Annotated in this window: 9 protein-coding genes; 5 read left to right on the top strand and 4 right to left on the bottom strand. The window is 59.0% G+C overall.

Annotated elements, in window-relative coordinates:
* Window positions 1–2 precede the first annotated feature (2 nt).
* Window positions 3–1835, bottom strand: a complete 1833-nt coding sequence (locus HW466_RS22940; RefSeq protein WP_151003136.1) for an O-linked N-acetylglucosamine transferase, SPINDLY family protein — start codon at window positions 1833–1835, stop codon at window positions 3–5.
* 852 nt (window positions 1836–2687) lie between these two features.
* On the opposite strand from HW466_RS22940, the gene HW466_RS22935 reads away from it, so the two are divergent.
* On the top strand, window positions 2688–3071 hold the full coding sequence (locus tag HW466_RS22935) for a hypothetical protein (RefSeq protein ID WP_239006149.1): 384 nt from the start codon (window positions 2688–2690) through the stop codon (window positions 3069–3071).
* A gap of 290 nt (window positions 3072–3361) precedes the next feature.
* Here HW466_RS22935 and HW466_RS22930 read toward each other — a convergent pair whose 3' ends face one another.
* The 3 genes from HW466_RS22930 to HW466_RS22920 are packed head-to-tail and all read right to left on the bottom strand — an operon-like array spanning window position 3362 to window position 5164.
* The gene (locus tag HW466_RS22930) at window positions 3362–4177 is read right to left on the bottom strand and encodes an ImmA/IrrE family metallo-endopeptidase (RefSeq protein ID WP_151003142.1); all 816 of its coding nucleotides are present in this window, start codon (window positions 4175–4177) and stop codon (window positions 3362–3364) included.
* Window positions 4174–4578, bottom strand: coding sequence for a hypothetical protein (locus HW466_RS22925; protein WP_151003144.1), 405 nt, complete (start codon window positions 4576–4578; stop codon window positions 4174–4176). Before HW466_RS22925 ends, HW466_RS22930 begins: the two co-directional genes overlap by 4 nt.
* 4 nt (window positions 4579–4582) lie before the next feature.
* A complete protein-coding gene (locus HW466_RS22920; protein ID WP_011546735.1) occupies window positions 4583–5164 on the bottom strand; it encodes a hypothetical protein in 582 nt (193 codons plus the stop codon).
* 152 nt (window positions 5165–5316) lie between these two features.
* Between HW466_RS22920 and HW466_RS22915 the strand changes: the two genes are divergently transcribed.
* The 4 genes from HW466_RS22915 (at window position 5317) to HW466_RS22900 (ending at window position 13823) form a co-directional block, all read left to right on the top strand.
* Window positions 5317–6267 (top strand): hypothetical protein, encoded by a 951-nt coding sequence (locus HW466_RS22915; RefSeq protein WP_239006150.1) that lies wholly within the window; start codon window positions 5317–5319, stop codon window positions 6265–6267.
* Window positions 6268–6926: 659 nt separating this feature from the next.
* The gene (gene dsr1, locus HW466_RS22910) at window positions 6927–10721 is read left to right on the top strand and encodes an anti-phage defense-associated sirtuin Dsr1 (protein WP_151003146.1); all 3795 of its coding nucleotides are present in this window, start codon (window positions 6927–6929) and stop codon (window positions 10719–10721) included.
* 235 nt (window positions 10722–10956) lie between these two features.
* Window positions 10957–12066 (top strand): dsDNA nuclease domain-containing protein, encoded by a 1110-nt coding sequence (locus tag HW466_RS22905; RefSeq protein ID WP_151003148.1) that lies wholly within the window; start codon window positions 10957–10959, stop codon window positions 12064–12066.
* A 53-nt stretch (window positions 12067–12119) separates the two neighbouring features.
* Window positions 12120–13823: a coiled-coil domain-containing protein gene (locus HW466_RS22900; protein WP_151003150.1), complete on the top strand. Its 1704-nt coding sequence runs from the start codon at window positions 12120–12122 to the stop codon at window positions 13821–13823.
* Window positions 13824–14057 lie beyond the last annotated feature (234 nt).

Genomic DNA, 14057 nt, shown 5'->3' with positions numbered 1-14057 from the left:
GGTCAGTCGCGCGGGCTGGCGACATCGCCGGCCCGGTCCGCGCGACGAGCCCACATTTCGTGAAATGCGTCCTCGAGGTGCCGTGCGAAGCGCGGCGCGTTGCACAGCGGCGATGCGATCAACTGCATGCGCAGGCCGGTCCGCAGCAGCCGCAGTTGCGCCGGATCGGTCGCGAACGTCGCGGCTTTCGCGACGTAGTCGTCTTCGTCGCACGCGATCCAGTCGGACAGGCCGACCGTGTGCAGCAGGCTTTCGCAGATGTGCGTGACGAACCGGTCGCCCCGGATGCCGAGCACGGGCACGCCCATCCACAGCGCATCGGCGGTCGTCGTGCCGCCCGAATACGGAAACGGGCTGAGCATCACGTCGACGCGACGGTACGACGCCAGGTATTCGCCGCGCGGCGCATTCGGTTCGAGCAGCAGCCGCGCCGGATCGATGCCGTGCTGCGCGAACCGCTCGCGCGTGCGGCGCACCGCATATGCGCCGGCCAGCTCGCTCGCCTTGAGCAGCAGCCGCGACCGGGGCACCGCCGCGAGCACCCGCGACCACACGCGCACGACCGTGTCGCTCATCTTGCCGAGCTTGCCGAAATAGCCGAACGTCACCGCGCCGCCCGTCAGTTGCGGCAGCGGGCCGGGCACGATCGCATCGCGCGGCGGCGTGTAGCACAGGTAGCTGTCGGGCAGCCGCCACGGCCGCTCGACGAAATGCGCTTCCTCTTCGGGCGGCAGCACATGGCGGTCGCCCAGCACGTAATCGATCGCGTCCAGCCCGGTGGTCGCGACATAGCCGATCCACGAAACCTGCACCGGCGCCGGCTTCCACGCGAACAGCGCGAGCCGGTTGAAGATCGTGTGGCCCGCCGCGTCGACCAGGATGTCGATCGCATCGTCGCGAATTCGCCGGGCCGCGGCCTCGTCGCTCAACGCGGCGAGGCTCGTCCAGCCGGCGAACAGCGGGCGCAGCCGCTGCGTCAGGTCGTCCTCGACGTCGCGGGTCGGATACGCGACGAACACGACGCGCGTGCGATCGGTCGCGCGCAGCACGCTTTCGAGGAAATAGCCGACCGGGTGATGCTTCAGGTCACCCGATACGATGCCGACCCGCAGTGGTCTCGCGCCGTCACTGGTCGGCCACGAGCGGTACGGCACCGCGCGCGCGGCCGCCTGTGCGCCGTAGCGCCGCGCGGCATCGAAATGAACTTGCGGCGCGGCGGCCGCGCTGTAATTCAACGCGAACAGCAGGTTGTCGTGCGGCTCGAGAAGGTCCGGCCGCAATGCGATCGCGGCGCGGTAGCCATCGAGCGCGGCCTCCAGTTCGCCCGCATCGAGCATCGCGTTCGCGAGATTGTTGTACGCCTGCGCGTGGTCGGGCCGCAGCCGGATCGCCGTGCCCAGCGCCTCCACCGCGCCTTCGCAATCCTTCAGCGCGCGCAACGCGTTGCCGAGGTTGTTGTATGTATCGGCATTGTCCGGTTGCAGCGCAAGCGCCTGCCGGAAACACTCGGCGGCCGCCGCGGGCCGATTGTGGGCGGCCATCACGGTGCCCAGGTTGTAGTAATAGCGTGCCTGCGGATCGCGCCGGATCGCGTCCGCGATCGCCGCGACCGCGCCGTCGAAGTCGCCGCGACGAAACGCGAGCAGTCCTTGCACGTGCAGCGCGTCGGCGCGTTCGGGTTCGCGTTGCAGGGCCTCCCGGCATAGGCGCGCGGCGGCATCGAGCCGGCCTGCGTCGTAATGTTCGAGCGCGCATGCCAGCAGTGCCTCGACTGGCGTGTCCGCGCCGGACAGGCCGTCGGACGGGTGTCCGCGTTCGAGCAGGTGTTCGTTCATAGGCCGGGCTTCCGCTGGGTCCGCTGGGTCTGCGATAGGCATGGATGACGAGCCAGCCGCCCGGGCGATAGCCCCGGACGATGCCCGGACGGCGCTTCAGGCGTGCGGCAGCCGGCGCCCGTGCCGTGAGGCCGGGGGCGCCGGTCGCTTGAAAGGCGGGCGCGGACATGCCGGCGTATCAGCGCCGACGGCAGGAAACTCGCGGATATTGTCGCGACGTTCGCGGGGTTTCGAAGGGTCGATCAGTCGAGCAAAACACCCGTAATTCGTTGCATCGGGGGAGGAGACGGGGGGCGCTTGGATGCAGGACTGACCGGGTCTTGGTCGTTCGTGCCCGGGCGGTTCGTGGCGGCGCGAGAGTCCGCGCGATGCGCGGACAGCCGTCGCGATCGACGCTTGGCGTTGTCGCTGCGTTGACGTCTCGCATAACGGTCCGGCGGCAAAACGGCGCGGGAAAGCCGTGCGAACGCGAACGAATGCGCGATGCGACGCTTCAGGGAATTGGGGGAATGGATTGAAGTGTGCAGTTAAGCTGTTGTTGTCGCTCCAAGACAACCTGTTCTTGTCGTTCCACTAGGCAAATCAGACTTCCGCAAGACCGCCCCACCACAAACACAAGCTGTTCTCGTCGCGTTTGTCAGCAGCCGCTTCAAAAGACCTCAATCACTCCCCTTTATTTCCGCAGCCTTACGAACGCCACGCACCTCGACAGGAGATCGGCACTAAAATCTCAACATGGCCATCTAATTCATGTGAATTGACACCGAATACGGCGCCATATACAATTCACCCGCAGTCGCAGTTCAGCCTTGAAAGGCACCTCTACTTTCCTCTCCTAATTAGGACTCGATGATGAAAAAACGCCGCTCCACCCGAGCAACTGCCCAGTTGCTTGCAATCAATGCCAAGCTGTATGAGAAGGAGCGCGACCGCCAGATTACGCGCTACCGCTTTTCAGCCAACACCCTTCGCCGTCTGGCGAACCGCACCGCGATTCGTGAGAGCTTTCTGAATGAACTCGAAGAGGAACTAGCCGAGCTGAACTTGCTGCTCGTGCGCCTTCCGGGCGAGTACGCTGTCGTTGACCTATCCAAAGCTGACTCATGGGTCAAGCTGGGCTTTAAGCGTTTGAAGGAAGCTAACGACGACCTCCTGGCTGCTAGCGAAGAACACATCGAAATGAAGTATGAGCAGTTGTATCCCGCTGCTAATGAGGAAGAAACGGGCGACGACTAAGTAGTAGCCGCCGAAGAAGAGCAGCGTGAGTACTCGCTGCTCTTCCTACCGGCCTTGCCGCACGGTCCCCAATGCATAGCGCTTGCCCTTCTGATGCCAAAGTCAGCGACACGTCAAATCCACGTAGTCACGCCCTTTTTATAGGCACTATAACGAGCTCGCCTGACCGACGCCTATATGTATATAGCGAAAGCGTGCTCCCGTGACGCTTGCTCTGAGAAACTCCGCTCTGCCGACCTGTGGGCTTTACCTCGAGCAGCCACTTCGGCGTCGGACCTAGCCCCCGTCTCTTAATAGCCCCCTCTGGACCGCCACGCCCCTTCAGCGTCTCGCGAGCGACTGCTTCGTGAAGTCATCATTTCGACATCGGTCAGGTAGACGAGCACAAGCACTTCACCGTCCCGGCCGCGAGCACTGTGCTCCATGACTTCGTACTCGTCCGCACCGTCATCGTCGAACCAGACTTCTGCAGGCTGTTTTCCTTGTGCTTCCCTACCGTGCTGCAAGACGTCGTAAGCAAAGCTGTCTTCGTCTAGGCGGCGCTTGAGAAACCACTTTCTAGGCACGTCCGGCGCCCGAGACAGCCACCGCAGGTCGTTCCCGCGGTAACAGGCGGCGATAATCGGTAGCGTATCGATTTGTGCCAGTCGGATACACGTTGCGGTGCGACTCGTTTGGAAAATTTCCGCGAATTCGTTGATGTGCTTGAAACCAGGGCATCCAACGCTCTTAACCATTGGCTGCAGCAACGGGCGCGGCATCAAAAGATGAGATGCATATTCATCCGCGTGCTTCTCTTGCTCACTGTTCGACGCAAGATTGTCACTCGGGTCGTCAACGCGACAACGGAATGACTTGCCCCGATGCATTTCCCAATGGCCGAGTTCGTGACCAATGGAAAAGCGTTCCCGTCCGACAACGTTTGACGGTCGAATGGTCGCAATTCCTCGATTTCCGACTCCCACAAGAGTTGCCTCGCACCCCTCCAAGTCGTCGAACTCAACTTCGAGACCGGCGTCGTAGGCGAAAGCCCTAACATCCAACTCGTCAGGCGAGGTAATACCAAACTCTGCTATGAGGTTTTCAGCTCGCTCACCCGGACTCATTGACCGTCATCCTCGCTTGAGTCCAGAGAGGACTCTAGCCTCTTAAGCTGGGCATAGATTCGTCGCAAGTCGGACTCGGTCATCTCGTCCAGACTTCGCGCGGCGAGTGTATATCGGCCATCATTCGACGCGTTCCGTATATAGGCTTTGATGTCATCCAACTTGACTTCGAGCGGGACAGATAAAACCCCGCTACGAGCCAACGCTACGGCCTCCTTGGCCGCAGCCAGCCGTTGTTTGCCAGCGGTGGCCTTTGCAGCTTTCAGTAGCCTCAACCCATTTGCCTTCGCCGCATCCCCGTTTCTTCCTTCAAGGACGTCTTCGTCGGACATGTTCAGGAGCTCACGCTCCAAGGCGTCAGCTAGATGGTCGAATGGCTCGGGTTTCTTCGTTATATTCATTGCTTCACCCCTGCCTATCGTGAGGTGCGAGCCGACGCAGCAAGCGCTTTCTCGCCGCGTCAAAGCGCTTCTGGTCCCAACCCAATTCGGCGGCCGCTTCGGCCCCGCGTGTTCCCTCAATCCAAAACATAAATAACAAACCAGCTTCCTCGTCGTCGGAAAGTTCCGCTTCAATCTGCTCTACCAGTTGCCGCCCGACGAGCACGTCTTCCGGGGTCTCCAGAGTCGTTGCGACCGCGTACGGCTGGACCTGCCCCTCGTCGGGAGACTCGTCGGTCGTCGATACGACCGCGAACGTATCGATTGGACCGTTCGTCTCTTTCTTCAGCTCATTCGAAGAAATGCTCCTCATCGCGCCGAACAAGGCCTTGAGCGGTTCGAGGCCCCTCGGCCACCTGCGGCGCATGTTGAGAAACTTTTCCATCGCCATTTGCAGTAAGTCGTTGCCGTCGCACCCGGCGAGGCTTCTCGACAAGAAGTCGGCATAAATCTCCGCCCGCGTCCAGTCAGCTTCGCTAAGCTTCTGCAACTCTTCCTCGACCTCGCGTTTGCTCAGCCGACTGTCGTTCTCCACGGTATCGGACATCCCCGTACCCGCTCCTGAAATATGACTCTTCAACCGCCTTCGGTGGACGCGAGAAAAAAAATTTCTGCCGGCGTCCACGGACTGCTTCTCAAGAGTCCTGTCTAGTAAGGGCAAGAGCGCAAGGTGCGCCGCGCCCACACTGTATAAGGACAATGAAAATGATGGTAAGTCGCAAAACTCGTAATATCAACAGGGACTTGGCGCATCTGCGCGCAGGCGAGCAGTACCTTCTGGGGCTTCCGCTCAACACGATTCAGCCGCAACGCCTGGAGCGGGCTGGCCTCGGCGCGCGTCCCACAAACGGCACCCGCGTGTTGCCGCCGGCAACCGGCGGCGCGGCCAGCCGCCGCAACGCGAATGGGTTCGACATTATCCACCGCGACCAGCCGAAGGAAACGCGGTACCGCCAAATCAGTTGGACCTGGACGGAACACCACGGCCGCGACACCGTCGAGAAGACGGGCGTGAAGGACGTGCCGTACCTGCGGTATCCCCGCACGTCCATTCCTCCCTACGCGGTCGAGCTGCAGATTCAAACGCGTCGCGACGGCGCATCATTCGTAGTCGCCGGTCCGTTCACCGTCGGTAGCGAACTCGATGCCGTCGCTACCAATACCGCCAACGTCTTCTGCGAGCAGTTTGGCGGCTACGAGATTCTGAACGTGACTCTCGGAGCATGGGTCGCAACCCCCGTGCGCCGCTTGAACTGGGAACTGCTGCCGCCCGGTCGCAATCCCTGGCTCAGCGCAAAACCCGCGCTCGACCGAATCGTCTCGAGCGCACCGGCAGGTAATCGCGACGTTATCGCCGCACGGTTTGCGGCCATTGGCAGCCACTCGCCTGACTTCGTTGCGGTTGGCGCGGCCGGATTCGACGGCTATGCCGTGTTCGGGTTTCCCCGTCAAGGATTCTGCCTGCTCGAGAGCCGTCAGGTGAACAACGCTACCTATGTGCTTTCGGACACGGACTGGGAGCGCGTTTCGCAAATGTCCAAAGCGGAAATCCTCTCCGCCGGAGCGCACCAGCGGCGCCTCATCCATACGCGCAACTGGTTTGACGAACTCGAACTTATGTTTGCTAGTCCGGGACGTCGCACCGCATGACGGGCCTGCTAACACGCACACTCACACACCCCTGGCTGGCGAGAGCGTCACAATTTCAACGCGGCGCCTCGCCGGAAGTTAAAGGAAATCTAGACGGCGAACCCGCGTGAATGCGATGACCTGCAGAAGTTGTTCCTTGAAATCATCACTCGGCTTGACTCCTACATCAACTCGAGCAACTCGAAGATTGCAGTCATTCTGTCGTATTGCATGGCGTACATCGGCCGGCTCGGATTCAAGCTCGTAGATGTGTCGGAAAAGCGCGCCCGCGACGTCGTGTGGTGCGGGCTGCCACGTCTCTCGTTGATGTCTGTCGAGGTAATACTCTGGGCCGCTCGATACGCACACCTTGCGCTGCATCCGCAAGTACCGTCCGGACGCACGGCGCACGTAGCACCGTCCGTCCTGTTCTTCGGTGACGACGCCCAGCATCCGAGCGGCCGTGACGGTTATTCGGCTTCCCTGCGCGTGTTGTTCACGAGAACGCTGGTGATGGTGAGAACAATTGCCACACATCCCTACCTCAGGCATTGTCACGCTTTTAGGAGCTCGCGGCGAGCTTGACGAATAATCAACCGCATCCTGCCGAGCTACAACTAGTATTCATACAGCCAGCATAGAGACCAGGTTGGCGTTGTATAACTTCTGAGAGACAGCCAGTGCAGTTCATCAAGAATGGGCCGACCATCCCCGAGACTCTTCTCCTAGCGCATGAGGAGGGCCGGGTCGTGTTCTTTTGCGGCGCGGGCATCTCGTTTCCCGCGGGGTTACCAGGTTTCAAGACCCTCGTGAATAAGCTGTACGATTCGCTACAGCCAGCTCCGAACGACGTGCAAGAAGCCGCCATCACCAACCAGCAGTACGACATTGCCGTCGGCCTACTAGAAGACGAACTCGGGAGCAGAGAAGTAGTCCGCCGCGAAATGGCAAAAGTCCTGACGCCGGACCTGAGCGCTCGTGATGCTTTCACCACGCATCGCGCGCTGTTATCGCTGGCAAAAACTAGAAAGGGGTCGACGCGGCTCATCACGACGAACTTTGACCGACTATTTGAAGAGGTCATTGCACGCGACGGTCTAAAGCTGGAACCCTTTTGTGCTCCTCTGCTACCGGTCCCGAAAAACAGATGGAACGGACTCGTGTATCTGCATGGGCTCCTCAGCACGAGTCCGTCCCGGGATGAGCTCGACCGCCTAGTCATTTCAAGCGGCGACTTTGGCCTCGCCTACCTTACCGAAAGATGGGCTGCACGCTTCGTAAGCGAACTCTTCCGAAACTATGTCGTCTGCTTCGTCGGTTATAGTCTCGCCGACCCTGTGCTCCGCTATATGACAGATGCACTGGCCGCCGACCGTCTTCGCGGAGAAGCATCTCCGGAGATGTTTGCTTTCGCCTCTTATGCCGGAACAAAGGCGTCTCATGACAAAGCATCACGGGAATGGCGGGCGAAGAATGTCATTCCTCTGCTGTACAAGGAAACGAAAGACCATTCCTACCTTCACAAGACCATCCGAGCTTGGGAAAAGACATACAGCGCTGGCGCTCGCGGCAAAGGAAAAATCGTCCAGGATTGCATCCTTGCAGGCCCGCTCGCGAGCACAGTCGAAGATGACCTAATCGGCCGCATGCTATGGGCCATTAGCGAGCCTGACGGAACGCCTGCAAGACTGTTTGCGGAGCACTCCCCAGCACCGACGCTGGACTGGCTTCCGCACTTTTGCGACACGCGGTTCGAGCACAGGGACCTCCCTCGATTCGGCGTTAGTCCAGACAAAGAGGTCGATGTGAAACTACGATTCAGCTTGGCACATCGGCCGATGCCATACAGCCTGGCGGCCGAGATGAGCATCGTCAGCCACGGGGGCAACCCGCGCGCCATGGACCGCGTGATGTCCTATCTCGCTCTGTGGCTGGTGCGATATCTCGATGCCCCAGAACTGCTCCTTTGGCTTGCCAGTCGCGGCGGCCACCTTAGCGAGCCGTTTGCCAGCCAGGTTCGCAAGAGGCTCGAAGAAACGGCACAAATGGAGGAGCGGGAGAGCGCCGAAGAGATTAAGCGATTCAAGGATGACTCCCCGCACGGCATTCCTAGACCCGCGATGCGCACGCTGTGGAACCTGGTTCTGCTGGGGCGCGTCGGGTCAGCCAATACTGACTTTCACATTTTCGAGTGGGTGAGGCACTTCCTGCGAGAAGGCATGACCACGGCGCTGCGCTTGCAATTCAAGCAATTTCTGGGTGCCCGAGTGATTCTGCGCAAGCCAATCCGGCTCCTGAGCGAAACATCCGTTGATATCGAGCGCGAGCAACAACTCCGACACCTTGTGAACGCCGAAGTTGTCCTGACGGATGACCATCTGCGAATAGCGATGGAAGAAGTCAAAGACTCGCTTCAATGGCAAAACGCCCTTCCGGAGCTATTTGGAATTGCGTGCGAGGCGCTCCGTGACGTGCTGGACCTGATGAGAGAAATTGGACAAGCAAATGAACGTAGTGACGCCAGCATGTGGGACATGCCCTCCATCATTGCGCACTGGCAGAACCGACACTACAAAGATTGGACACTTCTGATTGAGCTTGTCCGCGATTCCTGGAGCGCGATATTTCAGTCTAATCCCGAACGAGCGCACGACCTCATGAATACGTTGCGACAGATGCCGTATCCGACGTTTATGAGACTTGCGCTCAACGCGGCACGCGAGGAAGGTGACAAGTCGACCGGCGCTTGGGTCAAATGGCTCCTTGAGGACGACGCATGGTGGCTATGGTCGACCGAAACACAGCGTGAGACGATGCGGCTTTTGGCCACCAGCTCAAAGTGGTTGACGCTGGACTCGGCAGAACGCTTGCAGCAGGCAATTCTCACGGGGCCTCCTCGACGAATGTTTAGGGAAGACGTCGACGACGCGCGCTGGGAGGATATCGTTGAGCGGATGCAGTGGTTACGGCTCGCAAAGTTCAAAGCTGGGGGTGGAGCACTTGTCGCCGGCACCACAGAGCGACTCGCTGGACTGGAGACTAAGCATCCGCAATGGCATATTGGCAGCGATTTCGAGCGGGAAGAGTTTGCTCACTGGATGAGCGGAACCGGTGACCCAGACTACCACTTCCAGCCCCAAATTGACCTCGCTCCTAGACGGCGGAGCGCTTTGACGACCTGGCTTCAAAAAGAGCCCGAAAGAGCGCTCTTCAGGGAAGATGACTGGCGAGAACTCTGCCGTACCGACTCCCGTGTCGCCATCGCCTCCTTGCTTGAACTCGCTGCGCGTGACGTGTGGCCAAGAGAGCGCTGGAGCGAAGCATTGAGCACGTGGAGCAACGACGGTTTTGTCAGACGCTCATGGAGTCGACTCGCGAACTGCGTGCTCTCGATGCCAGATGATGTCTTTAGGGAAGTCGTTAGCGCGACTGCCTGGTGGCTGCACGAAGTCGGTAAGCAATTGGATGTACATCAAGCGACATTCATTTCAATCTGCGAGCGCGTACTGCGATTGCCGACCGACGATTTTCCTGACACCGACGACGCGGTGATGCGGTCGATGAGCAATCCTCTCGGGCAGGTCACTCAGGCTCTGCTCAACTGGTGGTTCAGCGAACCGCTTAAAGACAATCAAGGGCTGCCGCGAACCATAGCTTCGATTTTCACGCGGCTGTGCGACCCCGCGGTCCATCGCTTCCGTCACGGGCGAACTTTGCTCGCTTCCAATGTGGTCGCCCTCTACAGGGTTGACCGGCTATGGACGCAAGCGCACCTGCTCCCGCTCTTCGACTGGCGGAAGTCAGACCGGGAGGCATACGCCACGTGGATGGGTTATCTGTGGGCGCCACGGCTGCACAAGGACCTACTCGTCGAACTGAAGACGCCGTTCTTGGATTCGGCGCAACAGTACATGCGATTCGGTGATGCCCGGGTGAATTACGCTTCAATGCTGACGCTTGCCGCACTGGATACGACAGACATTTTCAGCCGCGCAGAGCTGCAGAAGGCAGTGCGGGCACTGCCGGACGATGGACTTGTTGCCAGTGCCCATGCAGTGCACAGCGCATTAAAAGGTGCCAATGCGAGGCAGAACGAATACTGGACATTGGCAGTGCAGCCGTATTTCGCAAGTATCTGGCCAAAAACCACGGCGTCGATGGATGCGCGGCTGCCCGAGATTTTGGCAAGGATAGCGGTAGCCGCAGACAGGGAGTTTCCAGATGCTCTCGACACCGTCAAGTCATGGCTCAAACCGATTTCGTACCCCTACCAGCTGCTCAAAGAGATGAACGTGGAGAAAATCGGCGAACGGTTTCCTAGGCCAGCGCTATCACTTCTGGTCGCTGTTATCGACAAAAACCGTTTCGCCCCGTCCGACCTTAACGAAATTCTCCGCCAAATAGCATCCGCAGACGAGAAACTGATGCGCGAGCTCGAGTTTCAAGCGCTGGAGGATTTTGTACGTAGGCGCTGACGCAAAGTATGCGAGCGAGCAGCTTAACAATCGCCCGCAGGCTCGGCCATAGCCCTTCTTGTGAATCTAAGCCTGATACTGGGGAGGGCCGCGACAGGTGATGGAGGCTACCTAGCCCCCGCCAGCCCAGTTGGGTTCTGGTGGACCAACGAGCTTCTGTACGGTTGCACGAAGGCAGTTCGCCTCATGTGCGCAGTCGCTATAATCAGTTCAAATTTCGAGCCCGAACACTATCGTGAGAGACCCCAAACCGCGCCTGACCAAGACGGCAGCGGCATCGAGTGGTACGCCCGCGAGCAACCCGCTCTACGTGTCTCAGCGGGAGAAAGCCGGCGCTGCTACTTTCGACCGCTTCAACTTCCAGTACGACTGGGCGCTTTATGAGTTCCTGGAGCAGCACAAGCTCAATCAGGTGAGCATCGTATTCGTCGAGTTTCACGAAGACGTCGTCTTCAGCTCTTCTCTGGACGCTGCCGACGCCAGATTCGTGTTCTGCCAAGTTAAGGCCGGTGCGAGCGCGAACTTCAACAAGAAATCGCTCGTCAAACGAATAAAGCAGAAGCCATCAGTGCTTGGGAAAATGTTCACAAGCGTGGGCGACAAGAAAATTGCCGCCCGGGTGGACAAGGTTCGGCTTGTGGCAACCGGTGGTTTCAAGCTTGAGTTAGCAGAAAAAGGCTTTCAACTCGAAGAAATCCCATGGGATGCGCTGCACCAAGAGACAGCGAACGAGATAAGCGCAGCTCTCGCGGCGGAACTCGGGACTGACTGCGCGCTGGAAAAGCTCCATTTCCATAAGCCACAGCTTCCCGAACTGCAACACCGCAGAGCCGTCATCGGGCTGATAGCCGACCTTATCAGTGAACGGGTCCCGAATGGAGGCGGAGACTGCCAGGCCATTTACCATGTTCTGCAAGACGAACTCCGCCGGAAGGGTGTCCATACCTGGGACTATTCCGACTGGGAAAGCCTTGTCCGCAACAAGGGCCTCACTGGCCAACGAGTGGACGCACTGTTCGAACAGTTTGCGTCGTCCGCCACGGTCGACGACCTCCTCTCGGACTTTGAGTACGCGACGGCTCAGCTCCAATACGAACCGAGAGAACGGCGAAAACTCCGGCAGTCCGCTCGGACTTACGTCCTGAACACTCTTGACGGCGGGTCTCTCGCACATCTGCAGGTACGAGCTGCGGTGTCAAGACATTTGCAGGCCGACTTCCCGATAAGGCTGACCACTGACCTGTTGACGAGCCTCGTAGCGGCATCCCCGGATGTCGTGCGTGAACACCTTGTCGACGAAACCTCGTTGGTCGCCGCATACATCATTGAATACCTGCGAGCCTGAAATGGCCCTTCCGAACTATAAACTGCTCGTCAGAAAGCTACGTACCAAAGCCTATGAGCGCATTGATATTCAAGCAACTGTTCGTTCAATCGACTTCCCAAAAGCTCGCAGGACGATTCCGATTCGAACCCGGCTTAAATCTGATAACAGGTGATGACAATTCCATCGGCAAGTCTACGCTGGTGCGATTGCCGCTGTGGACTCTAGGCTGCGATTTTGATTTTGACACTCTCTGGGCCCCCTTCGATGCCAGAACGATTCTGGAGTTCGAGGTTGACGGTCGTACATACCTTGCTGCACGTCATCGCAACCAAATTCGTCTCAAGGGTGGCGAGGAGCCGTGGACGGTCTACCACAGTACGAGCGATGCTTATGAGCAGGCATTCGCCAGCATCGTCCAATTCGGTGCGGTGTTACCACGCCGCAAAGAAAAGTGGATTCATGAAGTGCCGCCGCCTGCCTGCTATTTCTCCGCTTTCTACGTCGACCAGCGACGCGGATGGACTGAGCCGTGGGGAAGTTTCGTCATCCACAAATATGAGGACTGGCGACGCCCTGTTATCAACTTCCACGTGGGCTATCATTCCGCAGCCTATTTCGAGGTAGGTGCCGAGATAGCGAAAGGCCTTCAGCACATCGACGCCGACGAGGGACTCATTGAAAAGTATGGCCGCGCGGTTGAGGTCTTGACGCTGCTCGCTCCACCAGAAGAACTTCCAACGACCGACGCCGAACTCGATTCGGCCATTGCAGACATCCAGAATTCAATGGTCGCCGTTAAGCGGCGTGAGCAGCGTGCATTGTCCGTTTTACGTGCCAAGCATGAAGAACTCGAAATTACCAAGGTCCAGCGGGGAATTGCACAAGCGGCCGTGGATGACATCGAGAAGGACTACGATTTCGCATCTACCCAACTGCGCGATGATGTTCTTGTCTGCCCTCTATGCGGCACATTGCATGACAACACTCTCCTAGAGCGCGCGTCGCTCTTGCAAGACCGCGCACAGGCCGAACAGCAGGTTGCGTCGCTCACGGCTACGCAGTCGAAAATCGAGGCGGCAATCGAAACGACACTCAGGCGGCTCGACGCCGTTCGCGAAGAATTAGCCAAGCTCAACCGGCGCTTCAAGCGACTCGACAAAGACGTGACCGTCAAGAGCATCCTCGAGACCATGGGGACCGATTCAGTACGACGACGCGCGGAGGAGGTGACCACCACTGCGAGATTGCGATTGCGTGCCAACAAGAAAACTCTCGCTGAGCAGCGAGCAGCACAGAGTGAGCTCATTGAGGATGGAAAAGAAGAGAGCATCAACGCCTATTACCAGAGCGAGCTGGCCGGCCTTTGCGACACCCTTCGGCTCTCACCGGCCTTCGATGTACGCACGGCCCTACCAACTGGATATAGAGAACTTGCCGTCTCAGGTGGCGGAGCAGACAGCTCTCGGATGCAATTGGCCTATCACTTGACGATGCATCGCCTCATTCGTCATTTCAAGACTGAGGTACTCGCACCGTTGATTCTCGACACGCCAAATCAGCAAGACCAAGGGGCGCTGAATTATGGCCTCGTTTCGGAAGAACTCAAGCGCCGTGCGACGAAGGACACTCAGTTGTTTGTATGTGCGACACGCCATGCCGCGATGCAAACTCTGGAGAAAGACTCGACCGTCATTGAGCTCGACGAGAATCGATTGCTTTCCGCCGAGTTGTACGAGCGACTCCAAGCCGGCTTCGTCCGTGTTTTCGGCGAATAGAGGCGTATGTCTCGATAAGAGGGTACAGCGTTGCGCTCTGGTACAAGGGTGCCAACCCCAGTGCTAGAGCGCAGTTTCGCACGCACCTGGTCGGGAGCGTGCTCTTTTCGAACAGCCCGCTCGTTTGCCCGGTCAAGAATCTCTCCAACTTCGGCAGCGCGCTCTTGCGGCACGTCCGGCCTGGTGCAGATGGAGTGCACGGTCGCGGGCACGTCCAGCGCGCGTCGAGCGGCT

Source organism: Burkholderia territorii (assembly GCF_902833055.1).
GTDB classification, from domain to species: Bacteria; Pseudomonadota; Gammaproteobacteria; order Burkholderiales; family Burkholderiaceae; genus Burkholderia; species Burkholderia territorii.
This window is presented reverse-complemented; position numbering and strand designations above follow the sequence as displayed.

Excerpts from the sequence above, each read along its gene's own strand:
- HW466_RS22940 (WP_151003136.1), bottom strand. The coding sequence starts at position 1,835 with ATGAACGAACACCTGCTCGAACGCGGACACCCGTCCGACGGCCTGTCC.
- HW466_RS22935 (WP_239006149.1), top strand. The coding sequence starts at position 2,688 with ATGAAAAAACGCCGCTCCACCCGAGCAACTGCCCAGTTGCTTGCAATC.
- HW466_RS22930 (WP_151003142.1), bottom strand. The coding sequence starts at position 4,177 with ATGAGTCCGGGTGAGCGAGCTGAAAACCTCATAGCAGAGTTTGGTATT.
- HW466_RS22925 (WP_151003144.1), bottom strand. The coding sequence starts at position 4,578 with ATGAATATAACGAAGAAACCCGAGCCATTCGACCATCTAGCTGACGCC.
- HW466_RS22920 (WP_011546735.1), bottom strand. The coding sequence starts at position 5,164 with ATGTCCGATACCGTGGAGAACGACAGTCGGCTGAGCAAACGCGAGGTC.
- HW466_RS22915 (WP_239006150.1), top strand. The coding sequence starts at position 5,317 with ATGAAAATGATGGTAAGTCGCAAAACTCGTAATATCAACAGGGACTTG.
- HW466_RS22900 (WP_151003150.1), top strand. The coding sequence starts at position 12,120 with ATGAGCGCATTGATATTCAAGCAACTGTTCGTTCAATCGACTTCCCAA.